A 21111-nucleotide genomic window follows, 5' to 3' on the forward strand; every position below is an offset into this window, starting at 1 on the left:
AAATGGGTACCTTTGGCAGTCGTTCTAGATAATAAAAAAAGCTTCTTTTGTGAAGCTAATGTAAGCAAACCATTTGTTTCTAAGCCTTTACTCGTTAGGATAGGCTTAGCGCATTTCTTGCGCTAAACCCTCCCACACGATAGAAAAAGCGGGCAGAACCCGCTTTCTACAAAACGCTGATTAGCGGCGCAGACCCAGGCGGTCTACAACCGAACGATAGCGTTGAACATCTGCTTCACGCAGGTATGTCAACAGGTTACGACGTTGACCAACCATTTTCAAGAGACCACGACGGCTGTGGTGATCTTTCTTGTGCGTACGCAAGTGTCCGTTCAGATTGTTAATGTTTTCGGTCAAGATAGCGATTTGCACTTCCGGTGAACCGGTGTCGTTCTCATGAGTACGGAACTCTTGAATCAGTTGAGTTTTACGTTCTTGAGTCAATGCCATCATGACTCACCTCCTCATTTTTTATACCGTTCGCCGAGTCTGCCGTCGGTGAGAATCGGACAGCCAAGCTACGGTTATCTGTACAACGTTTTGAATTATAGCATACCATTTTGTGAAAAGCAAAGAGAATCCTTTACGAGATTCCCTCTGCGAATTTTTGCTTCGCCGTTTGTACATCTCGTCCAATTTGCGCGATGAGTGCATCGACTCCAGCAAACTTCTGCTCTTCCCGGATGTAGAACAAAAACTCTACTTCTACTTCTTTGTCATAAATTTCACCAGAGAACTCAAAAATGTGCACTTCTAGTGACTTTTCTTTTTTCTCCAGTTCAAATGTAGGCTTGATCCCAACGTTCATGACACCATAGTAGCTTTGTTCATCCACGGTAAAGCGAACGCCGTAGACCCCATTCTTTCCGATTAAGTACGGCTGATTTACTTGGACGTTCGCTGTAGGAAAACCAATGGTTCGACCGCGTTTGTCGCCATGCACGACTGTTCCACGCACTTTGTAGGAGCGGCCTAGCAAATGACGAACCTGCTCGACATCCCCATGATGAAGATATTCACGGATGATTGTACTGCTCACTTTTTCACCCAAGCGATTTACCGGACCCACGATGTCGAGCCCATAGCGACCTTTGCTCATTTCTTGCAAGGTATGGGCAGTCCCCATCCCGCGATAACCAAAGGTGTAGTCGAAGCCAACGACAATATGGCGGCATTCCAATGGAAGAAGGCACTCTGCGATGAAATCTTCTGGATAAATAGCCGCAAAGCTGATATCGAACTTCATCACATATGTGGTGTCTACGCCCATCTTTTCGAATTGCTCGAGCTTGTCTTCAAGTGGTGTCAAATAGCGGGTATAACCGCTTTGCCCCAAAACTTCTCGAGGATGCGGATCAAAGGTCACTACCGTACTTTGCCATCCGTTTGCTTTCGCTGTATCAATCGCCTTTTGGATTACACGGCGATGCCCAATATGTACACCATCAAAGTACCCAAGTGCAATCGCACAAGGATTCGCTTGCAGGTCAGACGGAAACGGGTATGTTAGGTAGATCGTTTTCACGGATTACACCTCGGCTGGAAAGACTTTTTCTGGCTTGGCGAAAAGTCCTTTGTCTCCACGGCATACGCGATGAATGCCAAGTAATTCTTCCCCGGCAAACAAGCAAATCAAACTTCCTTCCTCCGCAGTGACGCCCGGAAGCGCAGTCGCAAGTCCATTACGTACTGCTTTGATCCGTTCTGGCTTGACCTGAAACGATGGTAAGAACGAGATTGCCTGAGGGATGGAGACCAAGTAGTGGGAAATGTCTTCCCCACTTGCTGCCTGTTCCTCAATTTGCTGGAGCGGGATTGCCTCTTGCTCCTGGAACGGGCCGCTTTTTATTCGCCGCAACAGCTTCATATGGGCAGGATAACCCAGAGCGCGTCCGAGGTCAACACATAAGGTGCGCATGTATGTGCCTTTGGAACACGTGCACGTGAATGCAACATCGACAGTGTCCCCATCTACGCTAATCTTATGAAGTGTCAGCTCATAGAGCGTCACTTTCCGTGCCTGCCGTTCAATTACCGTGCCTTCACGAGCCAGGTCGTACAGCCGCTTGCCGTTTACCTTAACCGCAGAGAACATCGGAGGTATCTGCTCCATTTCACCCAAGAAGGAAGCGAACAGCGCTTGAATACGCTCCGTCGTAATCGATGCTGCATCTACTCCAGCTTGCTCCACCACTTCTCCGGAAGCATCTTCCGTCGTGGTAGTTGAGCCGAGGCGCATGACTACATCATAGCGCTTAGGCAGCTCTTGCAAATATTCAACCAGCCTCGTTGCGTGTCCCACACAAATGGGGAGTACACCCGTCACATCTGGATCAAGTGTACCCGTATGCCCCACTTTTTTCGTTCCATACAATCGACGAATACGTGCTACACAATCATGGGATGTCATACCAGCTGGCTTGTCGATAACCAGCACGCCGTTCACGTTACTCATCGAATTTCACTCCTACTGCATCGTCCAGCACAGTCCAAACTTTTTGCTGTACTTCTGAAAGTGGTCCTTTGATCGTGCAACCTGCTGCTTTTGCGTGCCCTCCGCCACCGAGCTGCTTCGCAATGACAGCTACGTCAACCCGATCGCGAGCGCGCATGCTCACCTTTACCACTCCCGGTTCCGCTTCCACAAAAGAAACGCCGACCTCGACTCCTTCAATGTTACGGCAGTAATTCACCAATCCACCAGCATCTTCCCGCTCTGCACCCACTTCGGCAAAATCTGCGGCTGCAACAGTGATGGAGGCAACCAAATTTTGATGGGTCAGTTGCAACGTTTGGAGAGCGCGTCGCAGTACTTTCACATGGGCAAATGTGATTTCTTCCAGACACCGCTCTGCTACGTCTCCTGGCTTCACACCATATCCGAGCAATCGAGCTGCGATCTCCATGACGCGTGGTGATGTATTGGAATAACGGAAACCGCCAGTATCCGTCAGAAGGCCGGTATAGATAGACAGCGCAAGCTCTTCGTTGAAAGAAACCCCTGCTGCTTCTGCAACATCAAACAAAATTTCTGCTGTTGCGGCTGCATCCGGTCGAACCAGATTTACCGTTCCAAAATGATCGTTGGTCGGGTGATGATCGATATTCAGCAAAGCAGCGCCAGAAGCAAATAAAGACCGTACATCGCCCATCCGCGACTCATCCGCGCAGTCTACAGCGATTACGGCCCCGAACGTCTCGTTCAGTGGTTGTTTGCGCAGGTTATAAAGACGGTCAAACCGCGGCAAGAAGTTAAACTTGATCGGTGTTTCCCCTTCGTTTACAACCACATACTCTTTTCCCAATTGCTCTAGCATGAGCACGACTCCCAAAGCAGATCCTGTAGCATCTCCGTCAGGGCTTACATGGGAAAGAACCAGGAAGCGGTCGTGCTCCTGCATAAAACGCACCGCTTCCTGTACTGCCATTTGATTAGGATTCATCCTGTTTCTCTCCCTCTGTGGAGATTTCCCGCAGGATTGATTCAATTTTGCTGCCGTAGTCAATGGACTCGTCCAGCTTGAATACAAAATCAGGAATGTGACGCAGCTTTACGCGTTTCCCGATCTCCGTACGCAAATAACCTTTTGCTTTTGTCAAACCTGCAAGAGAAGCTTTACGCTCTTCCTCACTGCCAAAAATGCTGACAAAAACCTTTGCCAATTGCAGGTCACTGCTTACCTCTACATCTGTTACCGTTACGAAACCGACACGAGGATCTTTGAGTCCACGCTGCAATACGAGGCTCAACTCTTTTTTGATTTCTTCGCCTACGCGGCTGATTCGTGTTTTATTCATCGATTTTCACCTCCGCTGGCTGCTCTTTAGTCGTAGTATTCCGTATCCACGCGAATCAACTCTACCTCTGGATGGTTTTCTACGAATCGAATGACAGCCTGCATTTCTTGTTGTAAAAAAGAAATCTCATTAGCAACGGCAGCGATACCCAACACGGTACGCTGCCATTGCTCGAGATAAGCCACCTCTGCCGCGGAGACATGAAATCGGCTCCGCAGCTTGCCAATCAAACTTTTGACGATGGCCCGTTTTTCTTTCAGGTTTTGGCTAGCGGGCAGAAACAGTTCGATCTGCACACCTGCTATCATTATTGTTTCACTTCAACCATGACGAATGCTTCGATGACGTCGCCGATTTTGAGGTCATTGAAGCGTTCCAAAGTCAGACCGCACTCATAGCCAGCAGCAACGTCTTTCGCATCATCTTTGAAGCGTTTGAGGGTATCGAGCTTACCTTCATAAATCACAATGCCTTCGCGGATCAAACGCGCACCAGCATCGCGGCTCAATTTACCTTCAGTCACATAGCAACCTGCAATGTTTCCGACTTTGGATACTTTGAACACTTCACGAATCTCAGCTTGGCCGATAATGTTTTCTTTGAAGACTGGATCAAGCATACCTTTGAGAGCAGACTCGATCTCTTCGATTACAGTATAGATCACACGGTGCAGGCGAATGTCGATCTTCTCTTGTTCAGCCATGCTGCGCGCATTTGGTTCAGGACGAACGTTGAAACCAATGATAATGGCATTCGAAGCATTTGCCAGTGTAACATCGGATTCTGTAATCGCACCAACACCTGTATGAATGATCTTCACACGAGTTCCGTTGACATCGATTTTCTCCAAAGAACCGCGCAGTGCTTCCACAGAACCGTGTACGTCTGCTTTTACAATCAGGTTCAATTCTTTGATATCGCCTTCTTGAATGTGTTGGAACAAATCATCCAAAGAAACGCGGGAGCTTTCACGACGCTCGGATTCACGTTGCTTGGAAGCACGTGCTTCCCCGATCGCGCGGGCTTTCTTCTCGTCTTCAAAGACACGGAACTGATCGCCTGCTTGTGGAACATCATTCAGACCCGTAATTTCTACTGGCGTAGATGGACCTGCTTCTTTCAGACGGCGTCCTTTGTCATTCACCATCGCACGCACACGTCCAAAAGCGGAACCGACAACGATAGGATCACCTACACGGAGAGTACCTTGTTGAACCAGGATAGTTGCAACAGGACCACGTCCCTTGTCGAGCTCAGCTTCGACAACGGTACCGCGCGCAAGTTTGTCTGGGTTGGCTTTCAGTTCTTGTACTTCGGATACGAGCAAGATGTACTCGAGCAATTCCTCGATACCTGTACGCTGTTTAGCGGACAATGGCGAGAAGATCGTATCGCCGCCCCACTCTTCGGCAACCAATTCATACTCGGTCAACTCTTGCTTGATACGGTCAATATTTGCTTCTGGTTTGTCAACCTTGTTGACAGCAACGATGATTGGCACATTTGCCGCTTTCGCATGGCTGATCGCCTCAACGGTTTGCGGCATGACACCGTCATCTGCTGCAACCACCAGAATGGTGATATCTGTGATTTGCGCACCGCGTGCACGCATCGTTGTGAACGCCGCGTGACCTGGTGTATCGAGGAAAGTAATTTTCTTTCCTTTGATCTCAACTTGGTACGCACCGATATGCTGTGTAATTCCTCCCGCTTCTCCCGCTACTACGTTTGTAGAGCGGATCGCGTCCAGCAACGTTGTTTTCCCGTGGTCAACGTGACCCATGATGGTAACAACTGGCGGTCGCTCCATGAGACTTTCTGGTGCATCTACGTCTTCCAACGTTTCGAAGTTCGTTTCATCAATGATGATTTTTTCTTCGACTTCTACGTTGTAGTCCGCGCAAATCAGTTCGATAGCTTCACGATCGAGGTACTGGTTGATCGTCGCCATGATACCCAAGCCGAACAGCTTTTTGATTACTTCGGCTGGTTCCTTACGCAGTTTCACTGCCAACTCATTTACAGTCAAAGACTCTGTAAACGTGATCTTTGTAGGTGGTTCAATCACAGGACGTTGCGGCTTTTGTCCACCACCACCACGGTTGTTATTTCCTCCACGGCGGTTGTTTTGGTTGTTACGATTGTTTCCACCGCGGAATGGTTGATTCTTCTTGTTATCTTCAAAAGTCTTTTGGGTTTGAGGAGCTTTTTTGATTTTCTCACGCTTTTCCATACCAACATTGGAAGGAAGTTTTACTTTATCCTCAAACTCTTCCCCTGTACGACCCTCCGTTTGATTCGCTGCAGGTTGGTTTGCAGGACGTTGTTGGTTTTGTGGTCGTTGCTGGTTTTGTGGTCGTTGCTGATTTTGAGGACGCTGTTGGTTTTGTGGTCGTTGTTGATTCTGCGGCTTACGGTCAGACGGCTTTGCGGGTTGACTTCTCATATTGTTTGGTTTTCTCTCCTGATTCTTCCCCTGATTTTTTCCATGCTGAGGACTATGCTGATCGAGATTGCCACTTGCACTGCTATTTCCTGGACGATTCGTGCTTGTGTTCTTTGCTCCGCGATCGCTATTTGGTTTTTCATTTCTAACCGGTTGAACTTGCCCCGCTTGCTGCTGGGGTTTGATCTGTTGTCCTCTGGAGTCGTTGGGGCGTCGTTGATCGTCCGTTTGTTTGGGTCTTGCATCACTAGGTGTGCTCCGCGTCTCCGGTTTGGCACCAGAACGCAATTTTGCCATGTGATCCTCGATCCTTTTGATCGTCCCTTCTTCCATGATACTCATATGATTTGCTACTTCTATATTCAATCGTTTTAGCAAATTGAGGATTTCCTTGCTGCTCATGTTGTGCTGTTTGGCATACTCATACACACGTGTCTTCAAATATACTTCACCCTTTCTTAGTTAGGTGAGCAGACGCTGAATGCTTTCGGCCAATTTCCCATCGGTTACCGCCACGGTAACGCGCCCATCTTTTCCGATTGCGTGTCCCAATGAATGTCGGTCGCCAGTGGTTACACATGAGACACCGTAATAGGAACATTTATCCTTTACTTTCTTGGCGGTATTGTCTGATGCATCTGATGCGAGCAATACCAGGCGGGCCTGCCCATTACGAACAGCGGTAATGACCAATTCCTCCCCAGTAACGATCTTTCTCGCACGCATCGCCAATCCGAGTAATTGTGCTGCTTTTGGGGTCATTTTCCCACCATCTCCAGCCATTTCTCACGGAAAGCATCATACTTTTCTTGGGAGATGGACATATTGAGGGCACGTTCCAGCACTTTTTTCCATTTCCCCGATGCGAACGCATCCGGCTTCAGACAGCTTTCCTGCCGACACACATAGGTACCGCGTCCCGCCGCCCTTCCAGTAAGATCAATGACGATCTCTTCTTCTGGCGTCCGGACGACGCGGATTAATTCCTTTTTCGGAAACATTCCTTGGCAAACAATGCACTTACGCAACGGGATCTTTTTTTGCTTCATGATTATTCGTTGTCCGTCCCTTCATCGCTCTCTACTTCTTTTGGATAAGCGATGCCTTCTTGGTCGGCTTGGGACTCGCTCTTGATATCGATCTTCCAGCCAGTCAGCTTGGCTGCCAGGCGCGCGTTTTGGCCACGCTTACCAATCGCCAGAGACAATTGATAATCGGGAACGATCACACGAGTAACCTTCTCCGCTACGTTAACCTCAACATGCAGCACTTTTGCAGGGCTGAGTGCATTGGCTACGTACTCGGCAGGATCTTCAGACCAACGAACAATGTCGATCTTTTCGCCTTTCAGCTCTGTAACGATCGTTTGGACACGCATGCCCTTTGGACCGACACAAGCTCCTACTGGATCAACATCTGCGTTGATGGAATGCACAGCGATCTTCGAGCGATCACCGGCTTCTCGCGCAACAGACTTGATTTCAACCACACCGTCATATATTTCTGGCACTTCTAGTTCGAAGAGGCGCTTCAAAAGCCCCGGATGAGTACGGGAAACGACGATTTGCGGTCCTTTAGTGGTTTTCTCTACTTTGATGATGTATGCCTTCACGCGATCTTGTGATTTAAAATCTTCGGATGGCATTTTTTCGGTGATCGGCATAACGGCTTCCGCCTTACCCAGATCAATGTAATAATTGCGAGCGTCCATACGCTGAACAACGCCTGTTACGATATCGTCTTCACGCTCAATAAACTCGCTGTAGATCAAACCGCGCTCCGCTTCGCGAATGCGCTGCGTAACCACTTGCTTCGCTGTCTGAGCAGCAATTCGACCGAAATCACGAGGCGTTACCTCGATTTCGACGATGTCCTCCAGACGGAAGTTAGGATCGATTTCTTGTGCTGCTTCTTGAGAGATCTCAAGGCGCGGATCCAATACCTCTTCCACTACGTTCTTCCGCGCAAACACACGCACCATACCTGAATGACGATTTACATCCACCCGCACATTTTGGGCCGAGTTGAAGTTACGTTTGTATCCAGAGATAAGAGCCGCTTCGATGGCCTCAATCAGTACGTCTTTGGTGATGCCTTTCTCTCTCTCAATGGCTTCTAAAGCCTCGATAAAATCGCCGTTCATGACTTTCGTTGCCTCCTCCTTTACTTACCACAGGCTAACACAGGCCGCGACAACTAAAAAATAATTGCCATTCTAGCCGTGTCAATTTGCTCTTGGGAAATTACATACGTTTTCTTTGCTTCTTTTACTGTCAGCTTGCCATCCTCATAGGATACCAGTTCGCCTTCGAACGTGGTTGCACCTTCTATTGGCTCTTTTGTTGTGATATGCACATTTCTGCCGACAGCTTTCGTGAAATCCTTATCCTTGCGTAATGGGCGCTCAGCACCCGGCGAAGATACTTCTAAAAAGTATGCTGTAGGGATGGGATCTACTTCGTCTAGTTTTTCGCTCAGCTTCTCGCTGACAAGGCGGCAGTCATCAATATCAATGTTGCCAGTTTCATTGTCGATAAACACGCGCAGAAACCAGTTGCTGCCTTCCTTTTTGTACTCGATGTCAACTAGCTCCAGGCCCAATTCTTCAGCAATGGGCGTAACGAGTTCAGTGACGATGCCTGTTACCTTGCTCAAGCAAGTACCTCCTTCTCATTTGAACCATGAGGTGTAGCCAGAAAGAAAGAGTGGGTTTCCCCACTCTCGATCAGCCATGCGTATAAAACCAGTATTTCCAAAAAAATTATAGCATAACAGCCCTCTGCTGACAACCTTTGGATGACTGTGAGCCTTGACTGCACGCCTTAGAACAAGGATAGCTGGTTGGATTCTGGCAATCCTTTCAACGCACCTTGCTCGTCCAAGAACTCCAAAATGGTCTTGGAGATACGGGAGCGGGACAGGAGGTCTTCCTTGGACAAAAACTCCCCTTGCTCTCTCGCTTGTACGATGCTGATCGCTGCATTCGTCCCTAAACCAGGCAGGGCGTTGAATGGAGCGATGAGAGAATCACCCTCGATCAAGAAGCGAGTAGCGTCCGATTTGTACAAATCAACGTTGGCAAAACGGAAGCCGCGTTCAACCATTTCCAACGCCATCTCCAAGACAGTCAGCAATGCCTTTTCTTTTGGCTGCGCATCGTGTCCCTTGCCCTCGATCTCTTCAATCTTTTGCTTGATCGCCGCTGAGCCTTTGACCATCAGCGGAATATCAAAGTCATCTGCGCGAACAGTAAAATACGTCGCGTAAAACTCCAGTGGGCGATGAACCTTGAAGTAGGCAATCCGCACGGCCATCATGACGTAGGCAGTCGCGTGCGCCTTCGGGAACATGTATTTGATCCGCTGGCACGACTGAATATACCATTCTGGCACATTGTTATTGCGCATTTCTTCTTGATCGTCCTCAGGAACCCCTTTACCTTTACGCACGGACTCCATGATCTTAAAGGCACGCGAAGGCTCTAGCCCTTTATAGATCAAATACACCATGATATCGTCACGACAACCAATTACGTCTGGCAGTTTGCAAGTACCATTGCGGATCAAGTCCTGCGCGTTGTTCAACCAAACGTCCGTACCGTGAGAAAGTCCAGAAATCTGAACAAGCTCGGCAAACGTAGTCGGTTTGGTGTCTTCCAGCATCTGACGAACGAATTTGGTTCCGAACTCTGGAATGCCCAATGTCCCCATATTCGTACCGATTTGCTCGGGTGTTACCCCCAGGGCTTCCGTCGAACTGAAGATGGACATTGTCTTTTTATCATCCAGTGGAATCGTCTTCGGGTCCATTCCCGTCAAGTCTTGAAGCATACGAATGACGGTCGGATCGTCGTGTCCCAGAATATCGAGTTTTAGCAGGTTGTCATGAATGGAGTGGAAGTCAAAATGGGTTGTGCGCCATTCTGACTCATTATCATCAGCCGGGAACTGAATCGGACAAAAGTCCTCAATTTCCATGTAGTCAGGAACTACGATAATACCGCCCGGATGCTGCCCTGTCGTCCTTTTTACACCTGTGCAGCCGTTCACGATCCGGGATATTTCGGCATTGCGCAACGTCATGCCTCGTTCATCGGCATACTTGCGCACATAGCCATACGCTGTTTTTTCCGCAACAGTACCAATCGTTCCTGCACGATATACGTAGTCTGCTCCGAACAGCTCTTGTGTGTACTTGTGTGCACGCGGCTGATAATCACCAGAAAAGTTCAAGTCAATATCGGGTACCTTATCTCCTTTAAAGCCGAGGAACGTCTCGAACGGGATGTCCTGTCCATCCTTGGCATACATGGTTCCACATTCTGTACATGCTTTATCCTCCAAGTCAAACCCAGAGGCGATTGAACCATCAGTAATAAACTCGCTGTGCTTGCAATTTGGGCAGCGATAATGAGGAGGCAATGGGTTTACCTCGGTAATCTCAGACATCGTCGCAACAAAAGACGAGCCTACAGATCCACGTGAGCCTACCAGATAACCATCATTCAATGATTTCGTTACCAAACGCTGCGAAATCAAATAAATCACACCGAAGCCGTGTTTGATGATACTGTTCAATTCTTTTTCCAAGCGATGCTCGACCAGTTCAGGCAATGGGTCACCATACAACGACCTTGCTTTGTCATAACACATTTGACGCAGCTCATCATCCGCCCCTTCAATGATCGGCGTGTACAGCTTGTCTGGAATCGGACTAATATCCTCAATCATGTCTGCGATGGCATTAGTGTTCGTCACGACAATTTCTTTTGCGGTCTCCTCTCCCAAAAAGGAGAACGCCTCCAGCATCTCATCCGTTGTATGGAAGTAAAGCGGCGGCTGGTTGCCTGCGGTTGGATCACCTTTTGACAGCAAGAAAACATCGCGGAAGATCTCATCATGGGGATTCAGGAAGTGCACATCCCCTGTAGCTACGACCAGCTTACCGAGCTCTTTTCCCATTTCGACGATCTTTTCATGGTAGCCTTTCATCGTCTCCAGCGAAGGAATTTCTTCATTACGCAACAGTGGTGAGTAATGAGCGATCGGCTGTAATTCCAAAAAGTCGTAAAAAGCAGCAACTTCCTTCAACTCTTCAGGTGACTTACCGCGGAGAATCGATTGCATGAGCTCTCCGTCTTTGCACGCCGTACCAATTAACAAGCCTTCGCGGTATTTGGTCAGCTGGCTTCGCTGAATCCGGGGCCAACGGAAGAATGTTTCCACATGGGAACGACTTACAAGCTTGTACAGGTTTTTGAGTCCCTCTTTATTTTGCACGAGAATCGTCGCATGGAATGGACGTCCACTCTTGTAATCCGCCTCTTCGTTGCTTTTTTCATTCAATTCAGCAAGCGATTTGATTTCCGCTTCTTTTATGTCCTTCAACATTTGCTGGAACACGTGAGCCAAGGCTACGGTATCGTCCAACGCACGGTGGGCATTGATGAGCTCGACGTTGAACTTTTTCGCTAATGATCCCAAACGATAATTGCGCATTCCTTTGTACATCAACCGAGCCAAAGGCAGCGTATCTAAAAATGGATTGGTCCATGGCTCCATGCCGATCCGTTTGGCGCAGGCATTAATAAACGCTTTGTCAAACTCTGCATTATGTGCAACCAGGATGGCGTCACCAGTAAAATCCTTGAACTTGCGAAGAACCACATCGAGTGTCTCTTGCCCGCGGAGCATTTCGTTGGTAATCCCCGTAATCTCAGTTGTCTTTGGCCCAATTTCCAATTGCGGGTCAATCAGTTCCGTCCATTGGTCGACAATTTCCGAGCCTTTCATTTTGACAGCAGCGATCTCGATGATGGTATGCTCAGACGCGTTTAAACCCGTTGTCTCCGTATCAAACACGACGTACTCGGTATTTTCATCTATGGAAATATTATTGTCTGCTTGCAGGTTATAAACAATATCGATACCATCCTCGACTACGTACGCTTCCATACCGAGAATGCATTTGATGTTGTTCTTTTTGGCGATGGAATACGCCTCTGGAAATGCCTGTACGACACCATGGTCAGTGACAGCAATGGCTTTATGACCCCACTTTGCTGCCGTCGAGATCAGTGATTTTACAGATGCAACGGCATCCAGCGCACTCATCGGCGTATGACAATGGAGCTCGACACGTTTTTCTTCTGCTTGATCTTTGCGAATGACCTGCTCAATCTGGTTCAAATCATTGGCATTCATAACGAGATCGCGTACAAATGTGTCATGCTGAACACTTCCCCGCACTTTCACCCACATGCCGTCTTTCAGCAATTCAAGCATTTTCACGTCTTCTTTATCGCGGGAGAACATCTTCACCGTGAGAGAATCCGTATAGTCAGAAATGTTGAACGTGAGCAAATGACGTCCACTGCGAAGCTCTTTTACTTCTACGTTAAATACGGTTCCTTGGATGACAATACGCCTTTCCTCATCTTGAATCTCGCAAATCGGGATCGGCGCATCTTTGATTTCATAACCCATCATAAGCGTAGTGACAGCCTCAGCTTTATCAGACGATTTGCTTTCTTGTTGAACAGCCGTCATCACAACTTCGACGAGAGCGCGCTCTTCTTCTTTACGTTGCTCCTCAAAGGCCTTATACGCGTCATCGCTTTCTTCCCCATGGAAAGAAAAGCGCATTGAACAATCAGTTGCTTTCTGGAAAGCAGCCAAAAGTTCATTATCCGCTCGTTTTCGCTTGGCAACCTCAACAGACATCTCCGTTGGCAAGTACACCTTGACTTCCTGTTGGTCGACTTGCTTACGTGCTTGACGCATCGTAACGGCCAAGGAGTTCAATGTTGGCTCCAGCCCAGCTAGCAAGACATCCCAATACTCTTCGACTACGTGATCAAGAGACGGCTTTTGGTGATAGCGAAATCGGGTATCTACTTTGGCTAGATGTGAAAATGTATGCGTCAATCGCTTGGTAAAAGCAGCATAAACATCTGCAGGTATCATTCTCGGGAGGGCAAAGTGAAAAACCCATTCTTTGTTTTGCTTATACAGCTCTAGCTTTTCAATCTGCGCATCTAGAAAAAATCGCTCCACCCATTCGTCAGGAACTTCCATTTGCTTGACCAATAGGGAGAAGCGATGTTTTTGCTCTTGTAAACGGTCCACGGTTTTCCCACCTTCCCCATAAGTGAGCGTTCAAACAAGAAAAAGAGGCACTCCCCTTTAATCTAGGGGAGTACCCCGTAAAAATTCGACAAAATCCTTCTTATTCCTGCATGCAACTAGTTACCGAACAGCGCAGCTCCGGTTTGGTCAATTCGAGATAGGAGACCTTTCACTTCATCGACCAATTGATCCAGCTTCACATCATGTGTTTCGCCGTTTTTACGGATTCGCACTTCAACTGTTCCTTCTTGTGCCGCTTTATCAGAAACCGTAATACGCAGAGGCAATCCGATCAAATCAGCGTCTTTAAACTTCACACCAGCACGCTCGGGACGATCGTCAAACAAAACCTCGACGCCAGCTTTGCGCAGTGCTTCTGTAATTTGTTCACTAGCTTGACGTTGCTCTTCTACTTTAACATTGACCGGAATCACATGCACATGGAAAGGTGCAACAGATACTGGCCAAATGATACCATTTTCATCATTGTTCTGCTCGATCACTGCCGCAATTGTACGGGATACCCCGATTCCGTAGCAGCCCATGATCATCGGTTGACTGCGACCGTTCTCATCCAGGTAGGTAGCACCCATCGCTATGGAGTATTTCGTACCCAGCTTGAATACGTGACCAACTTCTACACCACGTGCAAACTTGATGACACCACCTGTACGAGGGCACTCGTCGCCTTCTGTAATGTTGCGCAAGTCAGCGTACTGGGAAACCGTGAAATCACGGCCAGCAACTACGTGAGTCAGATGATAGTCTGTTTCATTGGCACCGACGACACCATCATAAACATCTTGAACAAAATTGTCCGCGATGATTTCCACTTTTTCAGGATCAATACCCACTGGGCCAACAAATCCCGCAGGCGCTCCTGTTACCGAAACGATATCCGCTTCAGAAGCCAATCCTACGATCGCTGCATCATACAAGTTTTTCAGCTTCACTTCATTGATCTCATGATCACCGCGGACTAGCACCATAACCAGCTTGTCGTCTACGCGATAAATGAGGCTCTTGATGATTTGCTTTGCTTCGATTTGCAGTGCTTGTACCAATTGGTCGATCGTTTTAGTGCCAGGCGTATGCAATTTTTCGCGAGCTGGCGCTTCTGTTGCTGGCTTCGGAGATGGCTTGTACACGACTTCTGCCTTTTCCAAGTTGGCCGCATAATCACCTTCTTCAGAATAAGCAATCGTGTCTTCCCCAATGTCGCACAACGCCATGAATTCGTAAGTCCCTTTTCCGCCGATTGCACCTGCATCCGCTTCTACTGCACGGAAGTTCAAGCCTACTCGGGTAAAGATGTTCGTGTATGCATCGTACATTGCCTGGAAGTTGCGATCCAGACCTTCTTGTGACGTATCAAAAGAGTAAGCATCCTTCATAATAAACTCGCGGCAACGAATCAAACCGAAGCGTGGACGCACTTCATCACGGAACTTGGTTTGAATTTGATAAAGGTTGATCGGGAGTTTTTTGTAAGAGTTAATCTCATCACGCACGAGACTCGTAATGACTTCTTCGTGGGTTGGACCCAAGGCAAAAGGGCGATCATGACGATCACGCAGGCGAACGAGCTCGGGACCGTATACATCCCAGCGACCCGTTTGATGCCACAGCTCAGCTGGTTGCATCGCTGGCATCAACAGCTCTTGTCCCCCAGCATTGTTCATTTCTTCACGCACAATTGCTTGGATTTTGTGCAGGGAACGGAGCGCCAGGGGCAGGTACGTATAAATACCGGAAGCCAGTTGGCGGGCCATACCTGCGCGGAGCAGCAGCTTGTGGCTGGCAATCTCCGCGTCGGATGGCACTTCCCGCAGGGTAGGGATCAACATTTGACTTTGCTTCAACACGTGCGTGTCCTCCTTATGCCTTATCAGCAATCAACGTGCATTATCCTACAATTGTAGGTTTTTGCTCGTTTACTATTTCGTTAATTTCTTTCATCAGCTCTTCAAACAACTCGGTCTCTTTTACTTTCCGAACAATTTCACCATTACGGAAAATCAAGCCCTCGCCATTTCCGCCGGCAACGCCTACATCTGCTTCACGAGCTTCACCAGGTCCATTTACCGCGCAGCCCATTACCGCTACTTTTAACGGTACTTTCAGCGTGGAAACGGCATCCTCGACTTTTGTTGCCAAGCCGATCAGGTCAATTGCGCATCGACCGCAAGATGGGCATGCAATCACCACTGGATCGTTGTTCACGATATCCAAGCTGCGAAGGATTTGTTTTGCTACTTTAATTTCTTCAACAGGATCAGCCGTCAGGGATACACGGATGGTATCACCGATTCCCATCGACAATACCGTTCCGATTCCAACTGAAGACTTGATGCTGCCGGAGAACTGTGTGCCTGCTTCTGTTACACCGACGTGCAGCGGATAGTTGCGTTTCTGTGCCATCAATGAATAGGTTTGGATCATCGTTGGAACATCGGAAGACTTCAAGGAAATGACAATGTTGTCGTAGTTCAAGTCTTCCAGAATTTGCACGTGGTCCATCGCACTTTCTACGATTGCTTCCGGAGAAGGGTAACCATATTTATCCAATAGTCTTTTCTCGACAGAACCGGAGTTGACCCCGATACGGATCGGAACATTGCGCTCACGGCACGCTTCCACTACGCGTTGCGTTTTTTCTTTCGAACCGATGTTTCCCGGGTTGATCCGAATTTTATCAATCCCGCTCTCCAATGCAATCAACGCCAGCTTGTGGTCGAAATGAATGTCGGCAACAAGCGGCAAAGGGGAGCGTTCTTTAATTTTTTTGATGGCACGTGCTGCATCTTCATTGATGACGGCCAAGCGAACAATTTGGCAACCGACATCGTGCAGTCTCTGAATCTCAGCCAGAGTTTTTTCTACATCACGTGTGTCTGCTGTCGTCATCGATTGGATGACTACGCTTTTTTGGCCCCCGATTTGCACTCCACCTACAAAAACCGGTTTCGTCTCCTCGCGCTTGAACATTTTGCACCATCCTTTTAGGTATGTCTGTTTTTCTTTCTATCTTGTTAGTACGTGATTAGGAGAACAATCGTTGCAAATCATTCCAAGTCACTACCAAAATTAGCAACATCAAAAAGGCAAAGCCCAAGAAATGAACCATTCCTTCTTTATGCGGATCAACAGGTCGACCTCGCAGCGCTTCTACTCCCAAGAATGCCAGACGTCCGCCGTCCAAGGCTGGCAGTGGCAACAGATTGAACAACCCAAGGTTAATGCTCAATACAGCAGCCCATTTCAACAGAATCGCCATGCCTTGTTGCGCAACCTCACCAGTCATCTTGAAAATACCGACGGGACCACTCAAGTCCTTCAATCCGTATTCCCCCGTTACGAGCATTCCCAAGCTTTTCAGGATCATCATCGTAAAATCGTAAGTGTTGGTTGCACCAGATTTCAGAACTTCCCCTGGAGCAAACGTGAGTGCATTGGTTACCATGATTTTGCCTACGTTGTTTTCGTCTTTCCCTACTTTAACTGGCACACTCATACGCTGTCCATTGCGCTCGTATTCAAATGTTAGCTGTTGGTCCGGCGCTTTACTAATCTTTTCTACAACGTCTTTCCACGAGGATACAGGCTGACCTTGAATCGCGACCACCTTATCACCTGGCAATAATCCAGCTTGAGCAGCAGGTCCTCCCGGGATCACATTCCCCAGATAACTGCCATTCGGTACGCCGTACAAGAAGCCGATCACGATAAACAAAACAAACGCCAGCAAAAAGTTGGCTGCAGGTCCCGCAAAAATCGCCCAGAAACGCTGTGAAACTGTCTTGCCTTTGAACTGTCTGTTCAGAGGGGCAATCTGTACTTCTTCTCCATCCTTGACCAGCTGAGCCTGTGGATGAACAGCAAACGTCTTCTGCTCTCCGTCCAGTTCAAGCACGATATTTAAATTTTGCTCCAGATCAAATTGTACCACCGTACCGGTGATCGAACGAGTAGAACCAGAACTTGGCCCATCGAGCAAAATATGTGTGACCTTTCCTAACGCATCCCGCTCCACGGTTACTTCCATGTGCGGTTTTAACATATCCATCTCCGGGTCTTCTCCCGCCATGCGAACGAGACCACCGATGGGTAACAGGCGTAAGGTGTATTCCGTTTCTCCCCGCTTCACGCGAAAAATTTTTGGCCCCATTCCCAGTGCAAATTCACGACATAAGATCCCTGCCTTCTTGGCCAGAAGGAAGTGTCCTAGTTCGTGCACAAAGACAAGTACCCCAAATACAACTACAATCGCGAGAATTGATTCAACGGAATCCAGGTTGGGCAAAGGCAAGTGAACAGCCACCTTTCTGTCAAGTATCTAACACTCATATTCCTTAGATGGAAACGAGCGCATAAGAGCGTGCCCACTCATCAGCTGCAAAAATATCTGAAAGCTCTGGGCTCGCTACACCAAGGTGAGCTTCGCATGTTTTTCGGACGACCTTTTCGATGTCCAAAAAACTGATCGCTCCCTTCAAGAACCTATCAACTGCGACTTCATTGGCTGCATTCAGTACTGCAGTATGCGTACCTCCTGCCATGCCGCACTCATACGCTAATTTTAACAGTGGATAACGCTCATAATCCATGGCAGCAAAATGAAGCGTGGCGATCTTGACCAAATCAAGTGGTTCTGTAGGCAGTTCTTTTCTGATGGGATAGCTCATGGCGTACTGAATCGGAACCTTCATATCCGGTGTACCGAGTTGGGCCATGACCGCTCTGTCTTTGTATTCTACCATAGAGTGTATGATACTTTCATAATGCAATACGCATTCGATTTGCTCATAAGGTAAATCGAACAGCCAATGAGCCTCGATCACTTCAAAACCTTTGTTCATCATGGTGGCAGAATCGATGGTAATCTTTGCACCCATGCTCCAATTCGGATGAGCCAATGCCTGCTCAACTGTCACTTGCTGTAGATCCTCGCGAGAGAGATGACGGAACGAACCGCCTGAAGCGGTCAAAATGACCCGCGCCACATCCTCCTTGCGCTCTCCTTGCAGACATTGGTAGACAGCTGAATGCTCGCTGTCTACTGGAATAATCGATACACCTTTTTCTTTCGCTCGTTTCATGACAACAGGGCCAGCGCTCACCAGTGTCTCTTTGTTGGCCAGTCCAATTGTTTTTCCCGCCTCAATCGCAGCGAGTGTAGGTGCGACCCCTACACTGCCCACAACAGCGGTCATAACGAAATTGGCAGCTTCATGACGGGCAACCAGTTCCAATCCTTCGGCACCGTAAACGATTTCTGGTTGAGACTTGCCCGCCAATCTATCTCGCAGTTCAACGGCAGCCTTCTCATTTCCCACAGATACGAGCTCGGGCTTGAATTTTTCCACCTGGCGTGTTAGTAGGTCGACGTTTGTTCCAGCAGCCATAGCCACCACCGAAAAATCCTCTGGATGCTGGTCTACGACTTCAAGCGTGCTCGTTCCAACTGACCCCGTTGAACCTAAGAGCGCTATTTTTTTCACGGATTTCACCCTCTATATCTCTTTCTATATGCAAAAGGTTTTAGACAATACCTAATAGATGTAGAACCGGAAAGACGAGCAAAAAACTATCAAAGCGATCCAAAACGCCCCCGTGACCCGGAATGAGTTGTCCTGAATCTTTTACATGGAAATGTCTCTTGAAAGCCGACTCCACCAAATCCCCCAATTGCCCGACGATCCCTGCAACAAGAGCGATGGTCAATGCCTGATCAATCGCAAAATGTCCAAAGCTAGCATTGATGGAAAGAACAATCAAGACCGAAGCGAAGAGACCTCCTAAGGCCCCTTCCACCGTCTTGTTTGGACTAATTTCTGGCCACAGTTTACGTTTACCTATTGCTTTTCCGACAAAATAGGCGCCCGAATCAGTCGACCAGATTCCCATAATGACCATCACCGTAAGCATGAATCCTTCAGGTAGGTTTCGGGTAGCGGCCATATAAGTAAAACCGTAGCCTATGTATAACGCCCCCACCAACGTAAGGGCGACGTGTTCGATGTGAAACTGATTTTTCCGTAAAACGGAGTAAATCAACAAGAGCAGGATGACGGGCAGCATCAGATCCGGCATGCTGATACTGAGCCAATCCGAAAATAATAGAGACGGCCACAAAATGCTTAACATCAATACATATCCGAGCAATCCTGCCAAATAAAATGACTGAATGCCAGCCATTCTCATAAATTCAAAATAACCAATGACAGCCAGTAAAAACACTAATAGTGAGTACCAAACTCCACCAGCATACATCAATAATAGAAAAGCAGCCCCACCAATCAGGCCTGTTATTATACGTTGCTTCAACTGATTCCACCTCTCGGCTATACCGCCCCGTAGCGACGAGCTCGGCCTTGGTATTCCACGATTGCTTGATAAAAATGTTCACGGGTAAAATCAGGCCATAGCACGTCCGTAAACCATAATTCTGTATATGCTAATTGCCACAGCATAAAGTTACTCAAGCGAATCTCTCCACTTGTACGAATCAAGAGGTCTGGATCGGGAATTTCGCTTGTATACAGGTAGCTCGATATCAATTCCTCTGTCAGTTGTTCTGGTTGTAGCTCGCCTGCTTTTACTTGTGCTGCCATCTCTGAGAATGCTTTTGCAAGTTCATCTCGCCCCCCGTAATTCAGGGCAAAATTCAATTGAAGACCGCTATTGTCCTTCGTTCTCTCTTCTGCTTCCAGCAATGCTTTCAGCGTATGAGAAGGCAGTTCGTTTTTACTGCCCAGCATGCGTATGCGGACACCACGTTCTATTAATTCATCCAATTCTGTCGACAAAAATTCCTGCGGAAGTTTCATGAGAAAATCCACTTCATCGCGTGGACGCTTCCAGTTTTCGGTAGAGAATGCGTACATCGTCATATAACGCACGCCGATCTCGTCTGCAGCCTTGACGACTTCTTTTACTGCTTTCATTCCTGCACGGTGCCCGGCAACCCGGGGTAAACTGCGCTTATTGGCCCAACGACCGTTACCATCCATAATAATCGCCACATGTTCCGGAATCTTACCGGAACGATCCAACTCGGCTGGCTCCGATTGCTTTTCTTTGCGGCCCCATTTGCGCGCCAGATGTTCTAACATAAAGTGTTCCCCCGTAATGAGAGATATAGACGTACATCCCCCTCAAACGAGGGGGATTACCATTACCTATACTTCCAAAATGTCTTTCTCTTTGTCCTTAACGATCTTGTCAACTTCGGCGATGAATTTATCCGTCGTTTTTTGTATGGTTTCTTGATGACGACGAGAATCGTCCTCAGAAATAGTAGCAGCTTTTTCAAGCTTTTTGATTTCATCGTTTGCATCACGACGGATGTTACGAATCGCTACTTTTGCCTCTTCTCCACCTTTTCCTGCCAGCTTCACGAGCTCTTTACGACGTTCTTCTGTGAGTGGAGGAATGATCAGGCGGATAATCACGCCATCATTGGATGGAGAAATTCCCAAATCCGATTGTTGCAACGCACGGTCAATTTCTTTGAGCGCCGTTTTATCCCAAGGCTGGATTGTCAGCATACGTGGTTCTGGTACGCTGATGTTTGCCAATTGGCTAATCGGCGTTGGCGTGCCGTAGTAGTCTACTGTAACACGATCCAGCATCGCTGGGTTCGCACGACCTGCACGCAGGCTGGACAGATCTCTTTTCAAAGCATTGATCGCTTTATTCATGCGATCTTCCATGTCATTTAGCACAGTTTGTGGCATA

Annotated in this window: 19 protein-coding genes; all 19 read right to left on the minus strand. The window is 48.0% G+C overall.

Annotated features, from left to right (window positions below; translation table 11 throughout):
- Positions 1–180: 180 nt before the first annotated feature.
- Complete coding sequence (gene rpsO, locus KB186_RS02925) at positions 181–450, minus strand: 30S ribosomal protein S15 (protein ID WP_015891708.1); 270 nt, start codon at positions 448–450, stop codon at positions 181–183.
- Positions 451–583: 133 nt separating this feature from the next.
- A complete protein-coding gene (locus tag KB186_RS02930; protein WP_173607986.1) occupies positions 584–1525 on the minus strand; it encodes a bifunctional riboflavin kinase/FAD synthetase in 942 nt (313 codons plus the stop codon).
- A gap of 3 nt (positions 1526–1528) precedes the next feature.
- Positions 1529–2455 carry a tRNA pseudouridine(55) synthase TruB gene (gene truB / locus KB186_RS02935; RefSeq protein ID WP_232773062.1) on the minus strand — a complete coding sequence of 309 codons (927 nt, stop codon included), beginning with the start codon at positions 2453–2455 and terminating at the stop codon, positions 1529–1531.
- Entirely contained in the window at positions 2448–3443 is a 996-nt protein-coding gene (locus KB186_RS02940) for a DHH family phosphoesterase (protein WP_173607988.1), read from the minus strand. The genes truB and KB186_RS02940 overlap by 8 nt, the downstream gene beginning before the upstream one ends.
- On the minus strand, positions 3433–3798 hold the full coding sequence (gene rbfA, locus KB186_RS02945; protein ID WP_007719226.1) for a 30S ribosome-binding factor RbfA: 366 nt from the start codon (positions 3796–3798) through the stop codon (positions 3433–3435). Before rbfA ends, KB186_RS02940 begins: the two co-directional genes overlap by 11 nt.
- Before the next feature lie 26 nt (positions 3799–3824).
- The gene (locus KB186_RS02950) at positions 3825–4106 is read right to left on the minus strand and encodes a DUF503 domain-containing protein (protein ID WP_016743352.1); all 282 of its coding nucleotides are present in this window, start codon (positions 4104–4106) and stop codon (positions 3825–3827) included.
- Entirely contained in the window at positions 4106–6685 is a 2580-nt protein-coding gene (gene infB, locus KB186_RS02955; protein WP_173607989.1) for a translation initiation factor IF-2, read from the minus strand. Before infB ends, KB186_RS02950 begins: the two co-directional genes overlap by 1 nt.
- 21 nt (positions 6686–6706) lie before the next feature.
- Positions 6707–7006, minus strand: a complete 300-nt coding sequence (locus KB186_RS02960) for a YlxQ family RNA-binding protein (protein ID WP_016743350.1) — start codon at positions 7004–7006, stop codon at positions 6707–6709.
- Entirely contained in the window at positions 7003–7293 is a 291-nt protein-coding gene (rnpM, locus tag KB186_RS02965; RefSeq protein WP_015891714.1) for an RNase P modulator RnpM, read from the minus strand. The genes KB186_RS02960 and rnpM overlap by 4 nt, the downstream gene beginning before the upstream one ends.
- Before the next feature lie 2 nt (positions 7294–7295).
- Positions 7296–8387, minus strand: a complete 1092-nt coding sequence (gene nusA, locus KB186_RS02970; protein WP_048033423.1) for a transcription termination factor NusA — start codon at positions 8385–8387, stop codon at positions 7296–7298.
- A gap of 53 nt (positions 8388–8440) precedes the next feature.
- On the minus strand, positions 8441–8899 hold the full coding sequence (gene rimP / locus KB186_RS02975; protein ID WP_173607990.1) for a ribosome maturation factor RimP: 459 nt from the start codon (positions 8897–8899) through the stop codon (positions 8441–8443).
- Positions 8900–9066: 167 nt separating this feature from the next.
- On the minus strand, positions 9067–13371 hold the full coding sequence (locus KB186_RS02980; protein ID WP_232773063.1) for a PolC-type DNA polymerase III: 4305 nt from the start codon (positions 13369–13371) through the stop codon (positions 9067–9069).
- A 116-nt stretch (positions 13372–13487) separates the two neighbouring features.
- Positions 13488–15233, minus strand: coding sequence for a proline--tRNA ligase (locus KB186_RS02985; protein WP_232773082.1), 1746 nt, complete (start codon positions 15231–15233; stop codon positions 13488–13490).
- Positions 15234–15276: 43 nt separating this feature from the next.
- Entirely contained in the window at positions 15277–16359 is a 1083-nt protein-coding gene (gene ispG / locus KB186_RS02990; RefSeq protein WP_016743346.1) for a flavodoxin-dependent (E)-4-hydroxy-3-methylbut-2-enyl-diphosphate synthase, read from the minus strand.
- A gap of 55 nt (positions 16360–16414) precedes the next feature.
- Positions 16415–17680 (minus strand): RIP metalloprotease RseP, encoded by a 1266-nt coding sequence (gene rseP, locus KB186_RS02995; protein ID WP_173607992.1) that lies wholly within the window; start codon positions 17678–17680, stop codon positions 16415–16417.
- A 43-nt stretch (positions 17681–17723) separates the two neighbouring features.
- Positions 17724–18872 carry a 1-deoxy-D-xylulose-5-phosphate reductoisomerase gene (locus tag KB186_RS03000; protein ID WP_173607993.1) on the minus strand — a complete coding sequence of 383 codons (1149 nt, stop codon included), beginning with the start codon at positions 18870–18872 and terminating at the stop codon, positions 17724–17726.
- A 40-nt stretch (positions 18873–18912) separates the two neighbouring features.
- On the minus strand, positions 18913–19698 hold the full coding sequence (locus KB186_RS03005; RefSeq protein ID WP_173607994.1) for a phosphatidate cytidylyltransferase: 786 nt from the start codon (positions 19696–19698) through the stop codon (positions 18913–18915).
- Between the two features lie 17 nt (positions 19699–19715).
- Entirely contained in the window at positions 19716–20486 is a 771-nt protein-coding gene (locus KB186_RS03010; RefSeq protein WP_221869158.1) for an undecaprenyl pyrophosphate synthase, read from the minus strand.
- Positions 20487–20552: 66 nt separating this feature from the next.
- Positions 20553–21110 (minus strand): ribosome recycling factor, encoded by a 558-nt coding sequence (frr, locus tag KB186_RS03015; protein WP_015891724.1) that lies wholly within the window; start codon positions 21108–21110, stop codon positions 20553–20555.
- Position 21111 lies beyond the last annotated feature (1 nt).

The organism is Brevibacillus sp. AF8 (assembly GCF_021270385.1).
Lineage (GTDB): Bacteria > Bacillota > Bacilli > Brevibacillales > Brevibacillaceae > Brevibacillus.

Bases quoted from the DNA above. Each gene is read 5' to 3' on its own strand.
- rpsO (WP_015891708.1), bottom strand. From the start codon at position 450: ATGGCATTGACTCAAGAACGTAAAACTCAACTGATTCAAGAGTTCCGT.
- truB (WP_232773062.1), bottom strand. From the start codon at position 2,455: ATGAGTAACGTGAACGGCGTGCTGGTTATCGACAAGCCAGCTGGTATG.
- KB186_RS02940 (WP_173607988.1), bottom strand. From the start codon at position 3,443: ATGAATCCTAATCAAATGGCAGTACAGGAAGCGGTGCGTTTTATGCAG.
- rbfA (WP_007719226.1), bottom strand. From the start codon at position 3,798: ATGAATAAAACACGAATCAGCCGCGTAGGCGAAGAAATCAAAAAAGAG.
- KB186_RS02950 (WP_016743352.1), bottom strand. From the start codon at position 4,106: ATGATAGCAGGTGTGCAGATCGAACTGTTTCTGCCCGCTAGCCAAAAC.
- KB186_RS02960 (WP_016743350.1), bottom strand. From the start codon at position 7,006: ATGACCCCAAAAGCAGCACAATTACTCGGATTGGCGATGCGTGCGAGA.
- rnpM (WP_015891714.1), bottom strand. From the start codon at position 7,293: ATGAAGCAAAAAAAGATCCCGTTGCGTAAGTGCATTGTTTGCCAAGGA.
- nusA (WP_048033423.1), bottom strand. From the start codon at position 8,387: ATGAACGGCGATTTTATCGAGGCTTTAGAAGCCATTGAGAGAGAGAAA.
- ispG (WP_016743346.1), bottom strand. From the start codon at position 16,359: ATGTTCAAGCGCGAGGAGACGAAACCGGTTTTTGTAGGTGGAGTGCAA.
- KB186_RS03010 (WP_221869158.1), bottom strand. From the start codon at position 20,486: ATGTTAGAACATCTGGCGCGCAAATGGGGCCGCAAAGAAAAGCAATCG.
- frr (WP_015891724.1), bottom strand. From the start codon at position 21,110: ATGCCACAAACTGTGCTAAATGACATGGAAGATCGCATGAATAAAGCG.